The organism is Duganella sp. BJB476 (assembly GCF_003416895.1).
Lineage (GTDB): Bacteria > Pseudomonadota > Gammaproteobacteria > Burkholderiales > Burkholderiaceae_D > Rugamonas.
In genome coordinates, this window is the sequence record NZ_QVIO01000004.1 from 162,616 (window position 1) to 182,447 (window position 19,832).

At 63.5% G+C, this 19,832-nt stretch carries 16 protein-coding genes; 8 read left to right on the forward strand and 8 right to left on the reverse strand.

Translation table 11 applies throughout. The features are described 5' to 3' along the window. Window positions 1-12: 12 nt before the first annotated feature. The 4 genes from D0T21_RS17290 to D0T21_RS17305 all read left to right on the forward strand — a co-directional run bounded on the left by D0T21_RS17290 (window position 13) and on the right by D0T21_RS17305 (window position 5,372). On the forward strand, window positions 13-870 hold the full coding sequence (locus D0T21_RS17290) for a DUF4384 domain-containing protein (RefSeq protein ID WP_116992024.1): 858 nt from the start codon (window positions 13-15) through the stop codon (window positions 868-870). A gap of 12 nt (window positions 871-882) precedes the next feature. Beyond that, the gene (locus tag D0T21_RS17295) at window positions 883-3,885 is read left to right on the forward strand and encodes a tubulin-like doman-containing protein (RefSeq protein WP_116992025.1); all 3,003 of its coding nucleotides are present in this window, start codon (window positions 883-885) and stop codon (window positions 3,883-3,885) included. 64 nt (window positions 3,886-3,949) lie between these two features. Continuing rightward, on the forward strand, window positions 3,950-4,690 hold the full coding sequence (locus tag D0T21_RS17300) for a tetratricopeptide repeat protein (RefSeq protein ID WP_116992026.1): 741 nt from the start codon (window positions 3,950-3,952) through the stop codon (window positions 4,688-4,690). Window position 4,691: 1 nt separating this feature from the next. Continuing rightward, entirely contained in the window at window positions 4,692-5,372 is a 681-nt protein-coding gene (locus D0T21_RS17305; RefSeq protein ID WP_116992027.1) for a hypothetical protein, read from the forward strand. A gap of 85 nt (window positions 5,373-5,457) precedes the next feature. On the opposite strand, the gene D0T21_RS17310 is transcribed toward D0T21_RS17305, so the two are convergent. Further along, window positions 5,458-5,922 (reverse strand): MarR family winged helix-turn-helix transcriptional regulator, encoded by a 465-nt coding sequence (locus D0T21_RS17310; RefSeq protein WP_116992028.1) that lies wholly within the window; start codon window positions 5,920-5,922, stop codon window positions 5,458-5,460. Between the two features lie 157 nt (window positions 5,923-6,079). Here D0T21_RS17310 and D0T21_RS17315 point away from each other — a divergent pair, with 157 nt between their 5' ends. Next, window positions 6,080-6,499: an organic hydroperoxide resistance protein gene (locus D0T21_RS17315; protein WP_116992029.1), complete on the forward strand. Its 420-nt coding sequence runs from the start codon at window positions 6,080-6,082 to the stop codon at window positions 6,497-6,499. Next, complete coding sequence (locus tag D0T21_RS17320) at window positions 6,496-7,500, forward strand: alpha/beta fold hydrolase (protein WP_116992030.1); 1,005 nt, start codon at window positions 6,496-6,498, stop codon at window positions 7,498-7,500. The genes D0T21_RS17315 and D0T21_RS17320 overlap by 4 nt, the downstream gene beginning before the upstream one ends. A gap of 83 nt (window positions 7,501-7,583) precedes the next feature. Here the strand turns inward: D0T21_RS17320 and D0T21_RS17325 are convergent, their stop codons facing one another. Further along, window positions 7,584-8,465, reverse strand: a complete 882-nt coding sequence (locus D0T21_RS17325) for a hypothetical protein (protein WP_199538547.1) — start codon at window positions 8,463-8,465, stop codon at window positions 7,584-7,586. Between the two features lie 109 nt (window positions 8,466-8,574). Further along, window positions 8,575-10,146, reverse strand: a complete 1,572-nt coding sequence (locus D0T21_RS17330; protein WP_116992032.1) for a tryptophan halogenase family protein — start codon at window positions 10,144-10,146, stop codon at window positions 8,575-8,577. 251 nt (window positions 10,147-10,397) lie between these two features. Here D0T21_RS17330 and D0T21_RS17335 point away from each other — a divergent pair, with 251 nt between their 5' ends. After that, window positions 10,398-12,848, forward strand: a complete 2,451-nt coding sequence (locus D0T21_RS17335; RefSeq protein WP_116992033.1) for a TonB-dependent receptor — start codon at window positions 10,398-10,400, stop codon at window positions 12,846-12,848. Between the two features lie 181 nt (window positions 12,849-13,029). Here D0T21_RS17335 and D0T21_RS17340 read toward each other — a convergent pair whose 3' ends face one another. Together D0T21_RS17340 and D0T21_RS17345 are read right to left on the reverse strand one after the other, a co-directional pair. Beyond that, entirely contained in the window at window positions 13,030-14,406 is a 1,377-nt protein-coding gene (locus D0T21_RS17340) for an MFS transporter (protein WP_229211530.1), read from the reverse strand. A gap of 103 nt (window positions 14,407-14,509) precedes the next feature. Further along, the gene (locus tag D0T21_RS17345) at window positions 14,510-15,850 is read right to left on the reverse strand and encodes a GH1 family beta-glucosidase (RefSeq protein ID WP_116992034.1); all 1,341 of its coding nucleotides are present in this window, start codon (window positions 15,848-15,850) and stop codon (window positions 14,510-14,512) included. Window positions 15,851-16,092: 242 nt separating this feature from the next. Here D0T21_RS17345 and trmB point away from each other — a divergent pair, with 242 nt between their 5' ends. After that, window positions 16,093-16,773: a tRNA (guanosine(46)-N7)-methyltransferase TrmB gene (gene trmB / locus D0T21_RS17350; protein WP_116992035.1), complete on the forward strand. Its 681-nt coding sequence runs from the start codon at window positions 16,093-16,095 to the stop codon at window positions 16,771-16,773. Here the strand turns inward: trmB and D0T21_RS17355 are convergent, their stop codons facing one another. Genes D0T21_RS17355 through D0T21_RS17365 form a run of 3 tightly spaced genes read right to left on the reverse strand, consistent with a single transcriptional unit; the run spans window position 16,774 to window position 19,821 of the window. Further along, the gene (locus D0T21_RS17355; protein ID WP_116992036.1) at window positions 16,774-17,493 is read right to left on the reverse strand and encodes a transporter substrate-binding domain-containing protein; all 720 of its coding nucleotides are present in this window, start codon (window positions 17,491-17,493) and stop codon (window positions 16,774-16,776) included. Then, window positions 17,493-18,002: a hypothetical protein gene (locus tag D0T21_RS17360; protein WP_116992037.1), complete on the reverse strand. Its 510-nt coding sequence runs from the start codon at window positions 18,000-18,002 to the stop codon at window positions 17,493-17,495. The genes D0T21_RS17355 and D0T21_RS17360 overlap by 1 nt, the downstream gene beginning before the upstream one ends. A gap of 40 nt (window positions 18,003-18,042) precedes the next feature. Continuing rightward, window positions 18,043-19,821: an amidohydrolase gene (locus D0T21_RS17365; protein WP_116992038.1), complete on the reverse strand. Its 1,779-nt coding sequence runs from the start codon at window positions 19,819-19,821 to the stop codon at window positions 18,043-18,045. Window positions 19,822-19,832: the final 11 nt, after the last annotated feature.

Genomic DNA, 19,832 nt, shown 5'->3' on the forward strand with positions numbered 1-19,832 from the left:
ATCGAGAAGCCCATGAAACAAACCTTGTCCCTCCTGTCACTGCTGATCATGTCCGGCGCCGCCTGCGGCCAACAGACGTACAACGCCAAATCGCTGTTTTTCGGCGAGGAGGGCGGGGTCGTCGCCGCGTCGACTGCGGCCAAGCCGGCAGCGCCGGCGGCCGAGCCGAAACTCGCGGCCAAGAAAAACATCGCGCCCAAGCAGATCGGCGCCAGCTATTTCATCCGCCTCAAGCGGGCCGATGGCAGCACCGAGGACGTGCTGGCCAGCCGTAACTTCCGCAGCGGCGACCGCTTTCAGCTGGGCGTCAAGGTCAACCGGCCGACCTACGTCTATGTGATGAATCAAGACCCCGAGGGCAACCTGACCCAGATCTTCCCGGTCAACGGCCAGGACAACTATGTCAATGCGATGGGCACGGTGTTCCTGCCGTCCAAGGGGGCGTTCGAATTCGACGCCAAGCCGGGCGTGGAGCAGTTGCTGGTGTTTCTGTCCCCCAATCCGATGGCCGGCAATGTGCATGAGAAGTTGCGCAGCGCCGAACCGGATCTGGTCGCGGGGGTGAGCGGCGCGGCCGAAGGCCACCGTTGTGACGCACCGGCAGCGCTGGCCGGCGCCGTGCCGCGCGCCGGCGACACGCGCCTGGCCATGGGCGATGGCGACACCTATGCCGCCAAGGGCATCGCGTTCAAGGACGACGCGGCGCCAGCATGTGCGGCAGCGGCTCCGGCCTATGCGTCCAAGAGCATCGTCTTCAGCGATGACCCTGCGCCCGCGTCCGGCGGGCAGGTGGCCACCTATGTCGTCAAAAAAACCGCCGCCAAGACCGACAAGAACCTGTACCTGAAACTCAAGCTCAACCACCAATAAGATCTGTCACCCATGTCCAACAATCACCTCATCATCGGCCTCGGCGGGTCCGGCGGCAAGATCATTCGCCACATCCGCAAGACTATCGAACGCAACAAGGATAGCCAGGACCATTCGGCTGCGCACTTCGGTTATCTGTACATCGACACCTCGCACGACGAGTTGGACAAGAAGGAGGAGTGGAAGGTGCTCGGCAAAGAGGTCGACCTGAACCGCAGCGAGTACCTGATCAACACGGCCAGCGCCGTGCGCCCGGTGCTGGACGACCCGGACTCGTTTCCGGGGCTGAAGCAATGGATAGAGCCGCGCAATATTTTTGATTTTGTCAAAGCCAGCACCGCAGGCGCCGCACAGCGCCGCAAGCTGGGGCGCGTGGTCTTTGCCCAGAACGCGCCCAGCTTCGTCAAGGCGCTGGAAGGGCGCATGCGCGAGCTGGAAGCCGGCCCGGGCAAAATGGGGGCGGTCATCCACGTGGTTTGCGGCCTGGCCGGCGGCACCGGCAGCGGCTCGGTGGTGGATGCGGTCGCGCAGATCCGCCACAAGTATCCCGACCAGGACCGTTATCGCATCCTGATCTATGCACTGCTGCCCGAGAAGAATTCGAAACGGGTCAAGGATGTCGCCGGCTTTTCGAATTACTACGCCAACGGTTATGCCGCGCTGTCCGAGCTCAATGCCCTGGCTGTCGGCCAGTACCAGCCGACCAATTTGCTGGACGGCTCGCGCCTCGAGCACGACGTGTACTTCAACGGCTGCTATCTGGTCGACAACGTCAACGAGAACGGCATCCAGTTCGACATCGAGTCGGAAGTGCCGAAGATTGTTGCCGAGTTCATTTACCAGAAAACCCTGAACAAGGAATGGGAAGGCCTGGGGCGCGCCGAAAAGGGCGAGAACGACATCAAGAATTTCGAAAGCGATGACGACATCGGCAAGGCGCGCGCCAAGCTGTTCATGTCATTTGGGATCAAGCGCGTGGTGGTGCCGGAGCAGGAAATCAAGGAATACCTGGCCTACGGATTCGCCGAGCAGGCTGCGCGCCAGCTGATGTTCAACAACTTCCGCCAAGGCGAAGGCTACGCTGACGAAGCGCTGGAGAAGGATTGGGGCGTGGAAGCGCGCAAAGCTGAAAACGCGCAAGGACTGTTGTTGACCGACGCGCATCTGATGCTGGAGACCGGCATCCTGGAGGATGACGCCAAAAATCCGGCCTGGAAGCTGGTGCCTGAATACTGGAAGCAGATCGTCAGCCGGCTGGTACCGGAAATTAAGGCCGACGCCGGTATCGAGCAAACCACCTGGATCGATACCCTTAATACCAAGTTGAGCAAGGTCTTCGACGACACCTACCGCATGCTGGGCGGGGTCCGCAAATTCTACGAAGTCAAGGGCAATGCGCGGGTTGAGATGGCGCGCCATATCGGGCGCCAGGTGGAGAAGGAATTCTTCAGCCGCTGGAAGACCGGCAGCGCATCTCTGCTGCAGCTGCGTCAACTGACCGATGCCTTGCTGGCGCTGCTGGACGAGCATCAAAGCCTCTACCTGGACAAGATCGCCAAGATGCCGGCCACCTTGCAGGACATCCAGCAGCGGGCCAAGGAGCAGACCGATCGTTTCAACGACGTCGGCTTTTTCGGCAAGCACCTGACCGACAAGCGCAGCGCCTTGTTTTCCGATATCGCTACCTTGTACCAGGACTTGTATATCGCGCGCACCAATCTGGAGGGGCTCAAATTTGCGTCGCAGCTGGTGCCGTTCGTCAAGGAGCAGTTGACCGCCATGCGCGGCCGCATCGATGAACTGCACCAGAACCTGGCCGAGGCCACCAAGCGTTTCGGCCAGGAGCGCGACGCCCGCCTGGGCGCGCACGACGCGGCGTACCAGAAGCGCGTATTCGACCAGGACGCGATCGCCGCCATCATGAAGGCGGTGGTGGTGGACGAGACTAGCCAGCGCACGCGCACCCAGCGGGTGCGCCAGTCGATCATCGAGCTGGGTGGCACCGACGTGGATTCGTTCGACCAATTGCTGCAGAGCCTGTCGCTGGGCAGCATCATCGGCCGCCTGTCGCAGGAGTCGGCCCAGATCGTCGAACTGGCGCATGCCGAAATTTCGGCCAATCTGCAGCCAGTGCTGCATGTGAATATCGTCGAACGCCTGCAAAAGAAATACGATGCCAACCCCAACGGCTTGCGCGCCTTTGTCAGCGAACTGTATGACGAAGCGGGCAGCATGCTCAGGTTTAACAAGACCGAGGTCGACCGCACGGTCGCCAATAATCTGGGCGGCTCGCAGGGCACGACCCAGACAGTGGGCGTGTTCGTTCCCGAATGCGCCAACCAGAACGAGTTCCGCACCGGCCTGGCGCGGCTGTTTGACGACCAGAAGCATCCGACCTCCGATACCCAGGTGGCTGCTGGCAGCCTGCCGAACCAGATTGTGATCATGAAGATCACTTCGCTGATGCCGGCGCGTTTCGTCGAGTCGCTGGCCGAACTGAAGAAGCACTATGACGGGCTGCTGAAGGACCATAACGAATCCTTCCTGCTGCACAGCGAAGGCGACGGCCGCAAGCTGCCGGCGCTGTATGCCAAGTCGGCTGCGGATCTGGCGCTGCAGGGACGGCGCAAGCCGATGTTGCTGGTCGCGCGCCTGCTGGGTATGGTCAAGGAACGCGCCAACAAGGTCTCCGGGCTGCCGGAATGGGTGTTCGTCTATCTGGTGGACGGTATGCCGACCTCCAAAGTGATGAATGGCCGCAACTGGGAAGAGGTGCTCGGCGCGGATCATCCCGCGGAGCTGCAGGGCGCGATCGAACGCGAAGTGAGCAAACGCATCGACGCCGACTATCAGCACATCGACAAGAAAAATGAATTGCTGTCGGCATACCGGCAACTGGCGATGGCACGCTACCAGGAGGCGGGCGAAGACGACCAGGATCCCGGCTACCAGCAGCTGCGCGCCATGCAGGCGCCGCTGAAGGTCATTATCGGCATCCCCGCCGGCCAGGATTGATATGGACGCGCCGCCAGGGCGGCGCTGCCACCAGACAAAACACATCAAATAAAAAGGTTAAGCTATGGCGAAGTATAAATGTCCTACTCTGGGCGATTGCGACAAGGCCAACTCGGGCGAAATTTTCGAGCGTTCCCCGGGCGAGGACCTGAAGTGCCCCAATTGCGCCACCCCAATGGAGCCACAGTCGACGGCGTCGACGGGCGCTACCGGCGGCAAGAAAGGCCTGCCGATCATGATAGGCGCCGCCGCGCTGGTGCTGTTGGCGGGGGGCGGTTATTTCTATTCCGTGCGCGGCAAGGCCGTGACGGTAGCGGCCACGTCCCCGGCCGCGGCCGTCGCCGTCGCCCCGGCCGCGGCTCCCGCACCCGCGCCTGCGCCTGCGCAGCCTGCTGCGGGCATCGCGCCATCCGATGCGGAAACCAAGGCGCTGCGCCAACAGGGCGAGGCCCAGCTGGCATCAGGTGATGCGGAACAGGCTGCGGCCGCCAGCAGCCGCGCGGCGGTCAATGAGTTGCTCAAGCTGGCGATCGCGAATATGGCGCAGGGCAAGTTCGATGAGGCCGGCAAGGTCCTGGCGCAGGCGCGCGAGCGTGGACCGAAAGAGCCGCTGGTCTACTACAACACGGCGATCCTGCGCCTCCGGCAAGGGCGCACCGACGATGCGCTCAAGGAATTCGAGGCAAGTTTCATGGCCGGATTCAAGCACTTCGACATGCTGGAAAAGGATCGCGATCTTGACGAGCTGCGCAAAACCCCGCGCTTTGCCGCGCTGATCAAGCAGTACGACACGGCGCCCCGCTAACATGACGTGCTTCCTCGTTGCGCGCAGGGCGCTGCTGATTGTGCTTGGCCTTGTGCTGGCAGGCTGCGCCAAGGAGGACGGCAGCGGCATTATCGGGAAATGGCGGGCTGAGCGGGTGGAGGTGATGAGTCTCAAATTGCCGCTGGGCCCGGAGTTTGAAATCACGCCGACCAAGGTGGCGGTGGGGGACGAATTCAGCATACCGATCGCCAGCATTACGCAACACGGCAACCAGGTGACCCTGGATACCGATTCCCTGATCGGGATGACGTTTTATTTCGTTGAACCCGACCGCATGTATTTGGAACTGCCGATAATGGGGCGGATCTACTACCAGCGGGTGAAAGGACTGGCGATCGCCACGGCCACTTCCGCGCACGCCAAAGCGGCTCCTCCTGAAGCGACCCCAACTGTTATTTCGGCGCCGCCCGCGCTGCTCCGGCCGAGCGCAGTAGAACAACCGGCAGCGGCCGGGGCAAATGAGCCTGGATACTCCCAGGACTACGCTCAAGCGCGCAGCCTGGTGAAGCAGGGGGACCTCGACGGCGCAGTGCGTTCCCTGAACGACGCTTTCAAACACGGATTCCGCGATATTGCACAGCTTAATGACACGCGCGAATTCGACGTGCTGAAGTCGGATGTGCGTTACCAAGTCTTGATCGAGCGCTACGCCGGACAATAGGCTGCGCTGGCGCCGTCACGGTTTTCTACGATCCCACCCGTCCCCTAGTCCACTCCATTGCCTTGCCATCGGTGGAATAGCCGTTTCAGGGACGCGCAGGCCGTCCGGCGCTCGCTTTGATCAGGCTGTCGCGCAGGGTGGCGACGGCTTGCTGCACCCTCGAGAATTCATCCGGCGCCAGGCCGCAGGCCTCCACCAGGTTCATCGCCAGTCCCCGTTGGCGCAGCGCGCGGCCGGCGTCGGTCAGGCTGACCAGCACCTGGCGTTCGTCGCCCGGATCGCGCGCGCGGCGCAGGTACCCCATCACTTCCAGCTTCTTCAGGATAGGCGTCAGCGTGTTCGATTCCAGGAACAGCTTCTCGCCCAGGCTGGTCACGGTCTGGCCATCCTGCTCCCACAGCGCGATGATCGCGATGTACTGCGTATAGGTCAGGCCCAGCTCGTCCAGGATGGGGCGGTAGGCGCGGCCGAACGCCAGGTTGGCGGAGTAGATCGAAAAGCACAGGAAGTCGGCCAGCTTGCGGGCTTCGGTTGGGGCGGGGGCGGTCATGGCGTTTCCTTCTTGGTCTGGATGCAGCAAATTATACATCGGATGCGATTTGATCGGAACTGCTTGACTTTGATTTTGGTTGCGATATTATTCGTCTTATCCGATTACATCGGATGCGATACAAATAAGCCAGCCACCAACTTTAAGGAAATCCGCCATGACCAAGATCGAACAAGTGCTGTACACCGGCAAGACCCACACCACCGGCGGCCGCGACGGCAGCACCCGCAGCAGCGATGGCCGCCTCGACCTCAAGCTGTCGCCGCCCGGCGGCAGCGGCCAGGGCACCAATCCGGAACAGCTGTTCGCGGCCGGCTGGTCGGCCTGCTTCATCGGCGCCATGGGGCATGCGGCGCGGGCGATGAAAGTGCAGCTGCCGCCGGACCTGGCGGTGGATGCCGAGGTCGACCTGGGCACGGCCGGCGGCGCCTACCTGTTGCAAGCGCGCCTGACTATCAGCCTGCCTGGCCTGGACCGTGAAGTGGCCCAGGCGCTGGTCGACGCGGCGCACCAGACCTGCCCGTACTCCAAGCTCACGCGCGGCAATATCAACGTCGAACTGGCGCTGGCAGCATGAATACCCAGCGCCGCAACCTGTTGACCGGCGCGCTGGCCGCGGTCGGCCTGGCCGCCGTCGAGCTGCCGTTCGCCGCGATCGCACACGCCGCCGAGGGACCGCAGCCGCTGGCGCCGATCAGGCAAATCCGCGCCGGCGAGCTCGACGTGGGCTACTACGAAGCCGGTCCGGCCGACGGCAAGCCGGTGCTGCTGCTGCACGGCTGGCCATACGATATACACAGTTTCGCCGAGGTGGCGCCGCTGCTGGCGGCGCAGGGCTACCGCGTGATCGTGCCGCATCTGCGCGGCCACGGCAGCACGCGCTTCCTGTCGGACGCCACGTTCCGCAACGGCCAGCAGGCGGCGGTGGCGCTGGACATCATCGCGCTGATGGATGCGCTGAAGATCGACCAGGCGATCCTGGCTGGCTACGACTGGGGCGCGCGCACGGCCAACATCATCGCGGCCTTGTGGCCGCAGCGCTGCAAGGCGATGGTGTCGGTGAACGGCTACCTGATCAACAACCGCGAGCGCAACAAGCTGCCCTTGTCGCCGCAGGTGGAACACGGCTGGTGGTATCAGTTCTACTTCGCCACCGAGCGTGGCAAGGCGGGCTACCAGGCCAACCGCCGCGAGTTCGCCAGGCTGATATGGCAGGCCAACTCGCCGCAGTGGCGCTTCGACCAGGCCACCTTTGAGCGCAGCGCGGCGTCGTTCGACAACCCGGACTACATCGCCATCGTGATCCACAACTACCGCTGGCGCCTGAGCGTGGAGCAGGGCGATCCGAAGTACGACGCGCTGGAACGGCAGCTGGCCGCCGCTCCGGTGATCGCCGTGCCGACCATCACGCTCGACGGCGACAGCGACGGCGTGGCGCCGGCCACCGACGGCCAGGGTTATGCCGCCCGCTTCTCCGGCAAGCGCACGCACCGCGTCATCAAGGGCGTGGGCCACAACCTGCCGCAGGAAGCGCCGCAAGCCTTCGCCCAGGCCGTGATCGACGTCGACGGGTATTAACGAACGAACAGCGCGATCAGGATGACGATGGGAAGGGGAATGCCGAGTAACAGCAGTAGTATCGAGCGCATCATATTCTCCGGTTAGATGGGGGCGTGCACGATGACGCGGGCGTGATCGCGGTTGCGGCCGCCCAGCGTGGCAAACAGGCTGGCGACGAAGGCGCCCAGCAGCAGGGCAACGAACATCCACAAGGCGGAATGGGCGGCGCTCTTGCGCGCCTCCTCGGCGGCGGCCATCGTTTTGGCCTTGGCGTCGTTGGCGGCCTGCGTCGCCTGCGCGTAGACCAGGTCCACGCGCTGTTCGGCATCGGCCGGCGCCAGGCCGGCGCGCTTGGCGATCAGCTGTGCGAGATAACTGCGGTCGTCGGCGTTGATTTTGCCGGCCGCGAGATCGGTGATCAGGATGCGGTTGATCTCGTTGCGCTGGGCATCGGTCGCGGCGTCGCCGTTGGGTGAGCGCAGCAGCATGTCGGCGAAGTAGGTGTTGCCGCTGCCGCTGCCGCGCGCCAGGGCTGGCGCGGCGGCGTTGGCGACGGCGGCGCCCGAGTCGATGGCGCCGCTGAGCACCGCGCGCACGCCGCCGCCCAGCACCGCCACGGTGATCAGCGTCGCCACCGCCCATGCCAGCAGGCCGTGCGCGGTGTCGCGAAAGTGCACTTCATCGCCGTGGACGCTGGCCCATTTGACGCGCAGCCGTCCCGCCATGTAGCCGCCGATGCCGGCCGCCGCCAGCTGCACGAAGGCGATCCATGCGATGGCGGCTCCGCCCAGCGGCGTGGCGTTGTACTGGTAGGGCGATACCGACGACAGGCCGAGGCCCATGCCGAGTATCAGCAGGATGAAGGACAGCGCGGCCGCCGCGGCCGCGCCGGCGAATACGGCGCCCCACGAAACCCCGGAGGCGTAGCCGTCTCCGAGTTCGTGGCTGGCCATTGCGCCGGCATGTAATGGTTGGGTATGCATGGTCTCTCCTGTGGTGTTGAGTGATGTGGCGGAGACCATCATGCGGTGCGGACCGGCGCGCGTATGTTAGCGCCCGTACGCTCGGCGCGTTTTGACTACAAAATACCGGTCAGGCGATCTTGCGCTCGCCACGCTGGAGGAAGTGATCGATCAGCGCGCGGTGCGTGGGCAGGTCGGCCAGCGCGCGGTGCGACATCTGCTCGATCATCTGGAACTCCTTGCGTGCCTCGTCGAAGCGCGGCAGCGTTCTGGCGTTGGCGTATTGCGCGGTCGGATACTCCATCCCGTACAGCACATACTGCCAGCTGGACGGCGGATACATCTCCAGGTCCACCACGAAGTCCATGCGGTGCGGCGCGCGGCGGCTCCACATGGACAGCTTGTCGCGCAGCGATTCCGGAATGCTGGCCGGGTCGGTGTTGTCGGTCCAGAAGGCGTTGTCCCTGCGCTGCGTGAGGCAGTAGTGCAGCTTGACGAAATCGACGATGCGCTCGTAGCGCGCCTTCATCATCTCGTTGTACACCTTGGCCACCGGCGCCAGGTCGCCGTTGTGCGGGAACAGGTAGCTGACCAGGTAGGCCGCCGTTTCGATCAGGCCGATGCCGGACGATTCCAGCGGCTCCAGGAAGCCGCCCGACAAGCCGACCGCCACGCAGTTCTTCACCCAGTGCTGCTCGCGGTAGCCCACATTGAGCTTGAGCTGGCGCGGATTGAGGCCGTCGCTGGCCGGGCCGATGTACTGGCGCAGCACTTCCTCCGCGCGCGTGTCTTCGGTGTGGCGGCTGGAGTAGACGTAGCCGATGCCGCGCCGCTGGTGCAGGCCGATGTCCCAGGTCCATCCCGCCTCGTGCGCGGTGGCGATGGTGTATGAAGGGATGGGCGTGTCCGCCGTCTCGTAGGGCACCTGCATCGCCAGTGCGCGGTCGACGAACAGCGTGTCGTTGATGTTGCGGAAGGGCGTGCCCAGCGCGTCGCCGATCAACGCCGCGCGGAAGCCGGTGCAGTCGATGTACAGGTCGGCCGTCAGCACGCCGGCCTCCCTGGTGTGCACCGCGCCGATCGCACCGTGTTCGTCCAGTTCCACCCGGTCCACCGTCGCCTGCACGTGGTGCACGCCCAGCGATTGCGCGTGGGTGCTGAGCAGAGTGGCGAATTTGCCGGCGTCGAAATGGTAGGCGTAGTTCAACGGTCCCATGAAGTCGGCGTCGTTAAAGCGCTTGGGGCCGTGCGCTGCGTCGGCCACCCGCTTCTGCATGGTGGCGGCGGCGGCGAAGCCCGTGCCCGGCGCGGCCGCGCCTTGCAGCCAGTAGGGCAGCAGTTCCGGGCCGCCGGGCCGCTGGCTGGGCAGGCTGAAAGGATGGAAGTAGTGGTCGTTGCCCGGCGCGCCGGGCGGGCGCACCCAGTCGGTGAACTTGATGCCCTGCTTGAAAGTGGCGTGGCACTCGCGGATGAAGCGCGCTTCGTCGATGCCGATGGCGGCCAGCGTGCCGCGGATCGACGGGAAGGTGCCTTCGCCGACGCCGATGATGCCGATCTCCTTCGATTCCACCAGCGTGATGCGCACGCTGTCTTCGTCTGCACCGGCGCCCAAAGTGCGGGCCAGGAAGGCTGCCGTCAGCCAGCCGGCGGTGCCGCCGCCGACGATCAGGACGTTTTTGACTGGTGCTGGCATCGTTTTCATATTTTTTTGTCTCCGTCCGTAGAGTGTGCCGCCCCGTGAAACGCCGTCTGGCATGTCAGGGAAACAACGCCGCTACAATTTTTAAATTGACATCCGTGATTTGAATTATGTACCATGAAATCGATTTCACAAATAACGAAATCGTTTTCAGTTAATTTGAAAACGTTTTCAAACAACATGAAATCGATTTCTACGATGATAAATGTGGCACCGCCCAACCCCCTCGGCGATCGCTACGCAAAAGGAGACTTATGAACGTCCACGTACCGCAGTCCGGGAAGCGCTTGCCGTCCCCGATCCAGTTGGCCATCCTCGCCCTGATGGCCGGCACCAGCGTCGCCGCCTATGCGGCCACCCCGGCCGACGCGCCGGCCGCCGAGCAGTCCACCGCCGCCGCCACCGCCGCCGCCGATAAAAGCTCCTCGACCATCACCGAGGTGTATGTCACCGCGACCAAGCGTTCCACTTCGCTGCAAAAGACCCCGGTCGCGGTGACCGCGCTGAACGCCGCGGTGCTGGACGATAACCACGTGCAGACCTTGCAGGACGTGGTCAACCTGGTGCCTGGCTTCGCCGCCACCGGCCAGGGCGACCACGGCGTGATCACCATGACCTTGCGCGGCATCGGCAACGACAGCGCCAAGACCGAATACGCCGATCCTGAAGTGGCCAGCTTCGTCGACGGCATCTACTCGCCGCGTCCGGAAGGCGCGACCGCGCTGCTGTTCGACCTGGAAGCGATCGAAGTGCTGCGCGGCCCGCAAGGCACGCTGTGGGGCCGTAACTCCACGGTCGGCGCGGTCAACATGCAGACGGTGAAACCTGAAATCGGCAGCAGCGCCGGCAACTTCGAAGCGGGCTACGGCAACTACGCCCGCCTGGGCGCGCGCGGCGCGGTCAACATCCCGATCAACGACACGATGGCGATGCGCGTGGCGGTGGTGCACGAGCAGCACAACGGCTACGTCAGCTACCAGACCGCGCCGAACCTGTCGATCGCCTCGCAGCACGCGGCGGCCGATCCGGTGATCGCCGCATGGAACACCGCGCATCCGGGCAACCCGATCGCCTTCCAACCGATCAACACCAACCTGTTCGTCAACAACGGCCAGAAGTACAGCGCACAGGACCAGAGCGCGGCGCGCCTGAGCTTCCTGTGGCAGCCGATGCCTGGCCTGAAGTGGAACGTCGCGTATGAGCACTACATGGACCGCGGCACGCCGAGCATGAACCTGATGCAGACTCCGCGCGCGGGCCAGGACTTCTGGTCGGCGTTGATCGATACGGCGCCTAGCGTCAACCGCGATTCGCACTCGGTGCGCAGCCGCGTCGACTACGAAATCAACAAGGACATCAGCCTGGCCTACATCGCTGGCTACTCGCGCTTCAACGGCTCCTCGACCTTCGACCAGGATGGCGGCGCCAACATCCCGACCAGCTTCACCAGCAACGGCAGCTACCAGGCCAACAACACCGTCTGGTCCAAGTACAAGAACTACAGCCACGAACTGGAAATCCAGTCGACCGGCAAGCGTGACGTGGACTGGTTGCTTGGCCTGTACTACGCCAATGAGGACAACGGCATCCGCTTCGACATCCCGATCATGAACGGCACCCAGCAGGGCACCGTGGGCTGGCAGGGTTCCTTCATCCAGCCCAAGGAAACCGTGGAATCGAAGTCCGTCTTCGGCCAGACCACCTGGAATCCTAGCGACGCCTTGCACGTAACCGGCGGCCTGCGCTACACCTCGGACGAACGCAAGAACATCGGCGGCACCAACAACGGCTGGAGCAATTCGGATGCGCCGCAGATTCCGGTGAGCCCTTCGATGAATCCACTGGGCGGCGGCACCGGCTTCACGACCTATCAGCATAATGATGGTGTGTTCAACGACCACAAGCTGACCGGCCTGGTACGCGTGAGCTACGAGATCGACAAGAACAACATGGTCTACGCCAGCGTATCGACCGGCTACAAGTCGGGCGGTTTGCAGGATGGCGGCGTGCCATATGGTTCGGAGACGCTGACCAACTACGAAGTCGGTTCGAAGAGCACCTTCCTGGGCGGCTCGGTACGGATGAACAATTCGGCGTACTACGAGAAGTTCAAGGGCTTCCAGTTCAGCGCACCGGTGACGTATGCGGACGGCACCCGCGGCCTGGCGACCAGCAATGCGGAAGGCGCCAAGGTATGGGGTATCGAGACGGAAATCGCGGCCAAGATCACGCGTGAAGACCGCGTGCAGTTCACCGCCGCATACACCAACGCCACGCTGAAGCATCTGGTCGGCGGCAGTAACGACTATGTGCTGCCGGCTTGCACGGCGCCTGGCATCACCAATCCATGCCTGGACGTCACCGGCAACACCATGCCGCACTCGCCGAAGTTCAGTGCGCAGATGATGTACCAGCACAGCTTCGCGCTGGCCAACGGCACGCTGATCCCGCGCATCAGCGCGCACTACGAAACGGCCAGCTGGCTGAGCGTGTTCAATCTGGGTGATCCGGACAAGCAGAAGGCTTACACCCGCACCGATCTTGGCCTGCGTTTCGATGCCGATTCGAAGTGGTACTTCGACGCTTACATCCGCAATGCGGAAGACGCGAAGATCAAGACCAGCGCGATGAACGCCAACGGCCCGTGGCAAGCGCAGTACCTGCCGCCGCGCACCTTCGGCATCAACGTCGGCAAGTCGTTCTAAGCAAAGAGTTTTTCATGTAGTCCCAGTGTTGTTGTAGTGGTCTTCCAACCCCTCTTCCTGAAAAGGTCGAGGGGTTTTTTTATGCGTTCACCCCGCGCGTCGCTCCCGCCTGCGCGGGAATGACGACAAAAAGGGCCGGCGCTTGTTTGGCGCCGGCCCTTTTGTTTGCTGCCTTGCTGGTTTAGTCTTTATGATGGAACGGTGCGTACCAGGTGACGATGAACGATGGGATCGTGGCCGCCATCACCAGCCAGAAGTAGTGCACATAACCTAAGGCTTGCTGCAAGTGGCCGCTGACGATACCGGTGACCATCATGCACAAACCCATCAGGCCCGTGCCGAAAGCGTAGTGGGTGGTGGTGTATTTGCCGGGCGCCAGCTGCTGCATCAGGTAGATCATGAAGCCCACCGAACCGAAACCAAAGAAGAACTTCTCGATCGCCACGCCGGCGCTGATGATCAGCAGGTCGTGCGGCTGGTAGATGCTCATCAAGAGAAAGGTGACGTTGGGGATGTTGACCGCGCAGCACAGCACAAACAAGGTCGCCGGCAGCCCGCGCCGCGCGACGAAGATCCCGCCCAGCAGGGAACCTAGTAGCACCGCGATCAGGCCATACGTGCCGTAGATCAGTCCCAGCATCTCGTTCGACAATCCCAACCCGCCTTGCGCCACCGGATCGACCATGAAGAAGGGGCCGATCTTTTCCAGCAGCCCGATACTGAGCCGGAACAGGAACGCAAACGACACCATCAGCCACACGTCGCGCTTCTGGAAGAAGGTGACGAAGGAATCCTTGAGGATAAAGGCCGCTTCGGCTACCGACTTCGGCGCGTTCTCCGCCTTGGCGCCGTCCGGCATCACGCGCATATGCCACAGTGCCGCGACGATGGTGATGGCCGCGACGATGAAGAAGATGATGCGCCACGATTCGATCCACTCCGGCCCAAACACGCCGGCCTGATGATGGAAGTAGTGCGTGTGCAGCCAGCCGCTCAAATACACCATGCCACCCGAGGCGACGATGGGACCGATGTTCCAGCTCAGGCTCTGGATGCCGCAGAACAGCGACTGCGTCTTGGCGTCCAGCGAGGTGACGTACACGCCGTCGGACGCGATGTCCTGCGTTGCGCCGACCAGCGACAGCACGCCGAACATGAACACCATCACCACCATGTAATCCGGCAGCGACATCGCCAGCGCCACGCCGGCGAAACCCAGGCCGATGATCAGCTGCGCGCACAGCACGAAGAACTTCTTGGTGCGGTACATTTCAACGAAGGGCGCGAACAGCGGCTTGATGGTGTAGGCCAGGATCAGGTAGCTGGCGTACTGCGCGGCCTGGCCGTTGTCCATGCCCAGGTTCTTGAACATGATGGAGGTGACGCTGGTGAGCATCATGTAGGTCAGCGCCATCGCGAAATAGCCGCTGGGGACCCACAGCATCGGCGTGCCGCGCGCGAACATGGCGCGCAATAGCGATGGCGGTTGGCTGGCGGTGGCGGAAGCCTGCGGTGCTTGCTGTTCCTGCGGTGGCACAGCGGATGGTGCGGTTTGCATGATGTCGTCCTCGTTATTCTCGTTGGAGTGTAAAGCATCAGGCTCTGTGGCCTGTAGAAAGGAAAACGCCGGCATCTGCGCCGGCGGGGATAAAACGCTTGCTCTAGGCCGCGTGCGCGGTGCGCTGCGGCCTTTGTTTCAGCAGGTACTCGCGGTACCAGTGCGCGCTGTGCTTCAACGTTCGCTTCTGCGTTGCATAGTCGACGTGGACGATGCCGAAGCGCTTCGCATAGCCCGAGTTCCATTCGAAGTTATCGAGCAGGCTCCAAAGGAAGTAGCCCTGGATGTCCACGCCTTGCAGACGCGCGTCGTTCAGCGCCTTCAGGTGACGCAGCACGAAATCGATGCGCGCCTCGTCCGGGATCTCGCCGTCGACGATCACGTCCGGGTTGGCCATGCCGTTCTCGGTGATGTAGATCGGTGGCAGGTCGTATTCCGCTTTCAGTTTCAGCAGCAGCTCGGTCAGGCCGTCGGGGAAGATCTCCCAGCCCATGTCGGTGGTGCCCAGCTTCGCTTCCGGCTGGCGCGGCGGCGTCTCGGACGAGCAGTAGGCGCGGAAGTAGTAGTTCACGCCGAGGAAGTCGATCTTGTGCTGGATGTCCTTGAAGTCGTTCTCGTGGATCTCCGGGGCGTTGTCGCCGTGGCCTTGCAGCGCCAGTTCCGGGTACTTGCCCTTGAAGATGGGATCCATGAACCACTGCACCGAGCGGGCGTATTCGAATTCCGCCAGCGCCTTGTCGGCCGCGCTGTCGGTGGCCGCGTCGGCGGTCCACTGATTGAGCACGATGCCCAGCTGCGCCGGGCTGCCGACGGCGCGCATGGCCTGCATCGCCAGCCCGTGCGACAGCAGCAGGTGGTGCGATACCTGGATCGATTGTTTCAGGTCCGCCACGCCCGGCGCGAACTGCGCGTTGCCGTAGCCCAGGTTGGCCGTGCACCACGGCTCGTTGTGTGTTGCAATCGTTTTCAAGCGCGAGCCAAAGCGACGCGCCACTTCGCCGGCATAGTCGGCAAAGCGGTAGGCTGTGTCGCGATTGAGCCAGCCGCCGTCGTCCTGCAGGCCTTGCGGCAGGTCCCAGTGGTAGAGGGTGACATGGGCGTCGATGCCCTTCGCTTCCAGCTCGGACAGCAGGCGGTCGTAGAAGGCGAAGCCGGCTTCGTTCCAGGCGCCTTTGCCCGTTGGCTGCACGCGCGACCAGGCCATCGAGAAGCGGTAGGCGTCCACCCCCATGCCGGACATGATGGCCACATCTTCCGGGTAGCGGTGGTAGTGGTCGCAGGCGACGTCGCCGTTGCTGCCGTCGATGACTTTGCCGGGCGTGTGGCTGAAGGTGTCCCAGATCGACGGGCCTTTGCCGTCGGCGGCCGCGCCGCCTTCAATCTGGAAGGCGCTGGTGGCGACGCCCCAGATGAATGAGGGAGGAAATTGAGTGAAATCGGTCATGGGTAGTCGTTTTTGTGGATTAACAGGGTGCGAAACAGGGCATTTTGACGTTTGAAAACGATTTCACGCCTCCTGACTCGATTAGACCTCAAGTCAAACGGGGTGTCAATCTTTTGCTGAAGCGGGGCGCTGGGGATGATCAGGGGCGGCTGCGGGGTGACTGATATAATGCTGCCTCATAATTCATCGACTCACTTCATCACATGTCTTCCGATACCCCTAAAGACGGCCCAGCGCGGCCGATGCTCTACGACCCGACCGAACACCGCATCCGCAGCTTCGTCACGCGTGCAGGCCGCCTGTCGACCGCACAGGCGCGCGCGCTGGAGGAGTTGAGCCCGAAGTACATGATCGAATACGCCAAGACGCCGCTCGACTATGAGCAGGCCTTCGGCCGCAAGGCGCCGGTGGTGCTGGAGATCGGCTTCGGCATGGGCGGCACCACGGCACACATCGCCGGCGTGATGCCGGAGAAGGACTTCATCGGCGTGGAAGTGCATACGCCGGGCGTGGGCAGCCTGCTCAAGCTGATCGAGGAACAGGGCCTGACCAACCTGAAGGCGATCCAGCACGATGCGGTGGAAGTGCTGAACCAGATGATCCCGGACGGCTCGCTGCACGGCGTGCATATCTACTTCCCGGACCCGTGGCACAAGGCGCGCCACAACAAGCGCCGCCTGATCCAGTCGCCGTTCGTCAAACTGCTGGTGCAGAAGCTGGCCGTGGGCGGCTACCTGCATTGCGCCACCGACTGGGAAGACTACGCGGTGCAGATGCTGGAAGTGCTGGGCGCGGAAGAGGGCCTGCAGAACACCGCCGACGGCTATGCGCCGCAGCCGGCCTATCGTCCGCTGACCAAGTTTGAAAACCGCGGCCTGAAACTGGGCCACGGCGTGTGGGACCTGGTCTTCACCAAGAAGTAATTATTTGCGCAGCCGGACGATGGTGGCGTTCAAGCGTTTGAACGTCTCGTCCGGCACCGACTTGCTGCACCACAGGCGACGCTCGTAGCCTTTGTACAGGTCGGAGAAGTAGATGCGCTTGTAGTGCGAGGCCGGATAACCCGAAGCCTTGATCGCTTCCTCCAATTCCTCCTCCGTGATGAAGAAGTAATCGATGCTGTGCCGGCGCAGCATGTCCAGCAGTTGCTGGCTGTCCGCGCTGCTCGGGATGGTCGGCGTCTTGTAGCGCAGCAGTCCGCGGTCGATCGTGGTGCCGTAGGATGTGCCTTTTTTCACCACCACGCGCAGCTGCTTGTCGCTCAGCGTATCCTTCAGCGCTTCCTCGTTGTGCATGGCGGGATTGCCGCTCCAGGTCAGCGCGAACGGGCGCTTGTCCTCATACACCACTTCAGAGAATTTTCCGATGCGTTCGCGCTCCGGCGTTTGCAACCAGCCCAGCATGCAGGCGGGTTCCTGCTCGGCCGCCTGCATCAGCACCAGCTGCTGCTTGGCCGGCGTCTGGTGCACGACAAACGGGATACCGGCCGCGGTGAGCGCGGTGATGGCAGGTGTGGCGGCGTGGCCCGTCAGCACGCCGCGCGTGTCGGCATATTGCAGTGGCGGGCTTTGCGCGTAGTGAAGCGCAAGCGGCTGGGCCGATGCGGCGCCCGCCATCAGCAGGGACAGGGCAAACACCTTCATCACTTCTCCAGCTGCTCCATGTCCAATACCACGACATAGGCCAGATGGCCGCTCTGCCACACGCCACCGCCGCGCACCTGCGCCTCGCAGCTGGTGACCTGGCCTTCGATTTCCTTGTGCTTCAGCAGCGCGCGGAAGGTCACGGATGCCTTGGGCGACAGGTAGCCCGTCATGCGGCCGTTGAGGAAGACCGCGACGGCGGCGCTTTCGTAGGGATTGACGTCGTCCGGCACCAGCGTGGCCAGGTAGGGCGTTGCGGCGGCTTGGTCGCCATGGTCGCCGGCCAGTGCCTTGAGCGTGGCCTGGTAGCGCGATTCGTTGACCACTTCGACCAGGAAGCGGCCGTCGTCGGACCAGTGCAGCGCCGGAGCGCCTTCCGGCAGCTTCGGTTCGTAGGGCGTGGCGGGACGCGCCGGAAGCGGCATCGGCTTGGCCGGATTGGTCTTGATGATCGCGTAGACCACCAGGCCGGTGACGGCAATGATCAGCAGGGAGATGACGAGTTCCATGGCGGGCCTGTTTATGCCTGTTTATCTAAAGGCCGACATCTTAACGCATGCCCTGGGCCTGATACACAATTTTGCCGCCCACCATAGTTTGCAGCACCTTGATATTGGCGATGTCCTCGGCCGGAATGGTGAAGAAATTCCGGTCCAAGACGATCATGTCGGCCAGCTTGCCCGGCTCCAGCGATCCGGTCAGCGCTTCCTGGCGCAGTGTGTAGGCGGCGTTGAGCGTGATGGCGCGCAGCACGGCGGCGCGCGGCATGCCGGGCTGCGGCCCCAGCGTGCCGGCGTATTCCTTGCCGGCGTCGGGTGCTGCGGTGCGGGTTACGCCGACCTTCAGCGCGAACCATTCGTCGAGCGGATCGACCGGCCAGTCGCTGCCATAGGCGATGCGCGCGCCGGCGTTCAGCAGCAGCGCCTGCGGTTCGACGATGGCGTAGCGCTGTGGACCCATGTAGTCCTTCAACGCGCCCACAGTGTCGGGCGCCGGTTTCCCCCACTGGAAGGACAGCACCGGCGTCACGTCCAGTTTGGCGAAGCGCGGGTAGTCGGCCGGGGCGACGATTTCGTCGTGCGCCAGCGCGGGGCGGACGTCCTTGCCGGCCGGCGTGGAGCGCAGGTATTCGATGGCGTCCAGCGATTCGCGCACGGCGCGGTCGCCATCGACGTGGATGTGCGGATCGATGTGGGCGTTGGCCAGTTCCGTCAGTGTGGTCTTCAACGCTTCTGGCGAGAAGTAGCTGGCCGGGCCGGTGCTGGCGCCGGGCTGCCAGTCTGGCTTGTCCGCCGTGCCCTTGTTGACCAGGTAGGGTTCCAGCATGGCGCCGGTGAAGGCCGGGGCGGAGATCACGCCGTCCATGAACAATTTGGCGTGGCGCACCTGCATCGATGGCGCGACGACGGTCGGCCCCTGGTCGAACTGCTTCTGCTGCTTGAGCAGTTCGGCCACCGCGCTTTGCGGCGTGGCGCCTTTATCCAGGTCGATCAGCACCGCGAAGTGCGCGCGCGCCGTCAGCTTGCCCTGCTGGTGCAGGTCGGCGAAAGCGGTCATGGTTTCGGGATCGGTGTAGGCGTCGAGGAAGCTGGTGATGCCCTGCTTGCGCATCGCCGCCAGTGCGGCTTTGGACGCGGCCAGGTTCTCGGCCACGGTCAGCTGCGGCAGCAGGTTCATCGCCATGTCCTGCGCGGCGTCTTCCAGCAGGCCGGTGGCGTCGCCCTTGGCGTCGCGGGTGATCTTGCCGCCGGCGGGATCGGGCGTGTCGCGCTTGATGCCGGCCAGTTGCAGGGCTTTTGAATTGAGCAGTGCCGAGTGGCCGAAGGACGAGCGCACGATGACGGGGCGTTCGGTCTTCAGCGCGTCGAGCGTGGCGGCGGTGGTTTCCACGCCGTCCGGCAGCATCCCTTGCTGGAACCAGTTGACCACCACCAGCCAGCGGCCGGCGTCGGATTTCTTGTCCTTGTCCAGGCAGGCCTGGATGCGCGACTGGAACTGGGCTACCGTCAGCGCGGCGTAATCGAGGCTGCAGTTGAGCAGGCGGCTGCCGCCCGATTGCGGGTGCATATGGCCGTCGATCAGGCCGGGCATCAGCATGCGGCCGTGCAGGTCGATGACTTTGGTTTTCTTGCCGGTCAGCGGCTTGGCGCCGGCGTTGTCGCCGACGTAGACGATGCGGCCGGCGCGTACGGCCAACGCCTGCTGCACGCTGTCCTTCGCGTCGACGGTGTAGATGTAGCCGTTGCGGTAGATGGTGTCCGCCGGCGCTTCGGCGCCTTGTGCGGACGCCGCTAATGCCAATGTCAGTGCAGCGACGTATCGGTTCATGCGTTTCCCTG

Excerpts from the sequence above, each read along its gene's own strand:
- D0T21_RS17330 (WP_116992032.1), bottom strand. The coding sequence starts at position 10,146 with ATGAAAACGATGCCAGCACCAGTCAAAAACGTCCTGATCGTCGGCGGC.
- D0T21_RS17360 (WP_116992037.1), bottom strand. The coding sequence starts at position 18,002 with ATGGAACTCGTCATCTCCCTGCTGATCATTGCCGTCACCGGCCTGGTG.
- D0T21_RS17345 (WP_116992034.1), bottom strand. The coding sequence starts at position 15,850 with ATGACCGATTTCACTCAATTTCCTCCCTCATTCATCTGGGGCGTCGCC.
- D0T21_RS17310 (WP_116992028.1), bottom strand. The coding sequence starts at position 5,922 with ATGACCGCCCCCGCCCCAACCGAAGCCCGCAAGCTGGCCGACTTCCTG.
- D0T21_RS17335 (WP_116992033.1), top strand. The coding sequence starts at position 10,398 with ATGAACGTCCACGTACCGCAGTCCGGGAAGCGCTTGCCGTCCCCGATC.
- D0T21_RS17355 (WP_116992036.1), bottom strand. The coding sequence starts at position 17,493 with ATGAAGGTGTTTGCCCTGTCCCTGCTGATGGCGGGCGCCGCATCGGCC.
- D0T21_RS17300 (WP_116992026.1), top strand. The coding sequence starts at position 3,950 with ATGGCGAAGTATAAATGTCCTACTCTGGGCGATTGCGACAAGGCCAAC.
- D0T21_RS17305 (WP_116992027.1), top strand. The coding sequence starts at position 4,692 with ATGACGTGCTTCCTCGTTGCGCGCAGGGCGCTGCTGATTGTGCTTGGC.
- D0T21_RS17315 (WP_116992029.1), top strand. The coding sequence starts at position 6,080 with ATGACCAAGATCGAACAAGTGCTGTACACCGGCAAGACCCACACCACC.
- D0T21_RS17320 (WP_116992030.1), top strand. The coding sequence starts at position 6,496 with ATGAATACCCAGCGCCGCAACCTGTTGACCGGCGCGCTGGCCGCGGTC.
- D0T21_RS17365 (WP_116992038.1), bottom strand. The coding sequence starts at position 19,821 with ATGAACCGATACGTCGCTGCACTGACATTGGCATTAGCGGCGTCCGCA.
- trmB (WP_116992035.1), top strand. The coding sequence starts at position 16,093 with ATGCTCTACGACCCGACCGAACACCGCATCCGCAGCTTCGTCACGCGT.
- D0T21_RS17290 (WP_116992024.1), top strand. The coding sequence starts at position 13 with ATGAAACAAACCTTGTCCCTCCTGTCACTGCTGATCATGTCCGGCGCC.
- D0T21_RS17295 (WP_116992025.1), top strand. The coding sequence starts at position 883 with ATGTCCAACAATCACCTCATCATCGGCCTCGGCGGGTCCGGCGGCAAG.
- D0T21_RS17340 (WP_229211530.1), bottom strand. The coding sequence starts at position 14,406 with ATGCAAACCGCACCATCCGCTGTGCCACCGCAGGAACAGCAAGCACCG.
- D0T21_RS17325 (WP_199538547.1), bottom strand. The coding sequence starts at position 8,465 with ATGCATACCCAACCATTACATGCCGGCGCAATGGCCAGCCACGAACTC.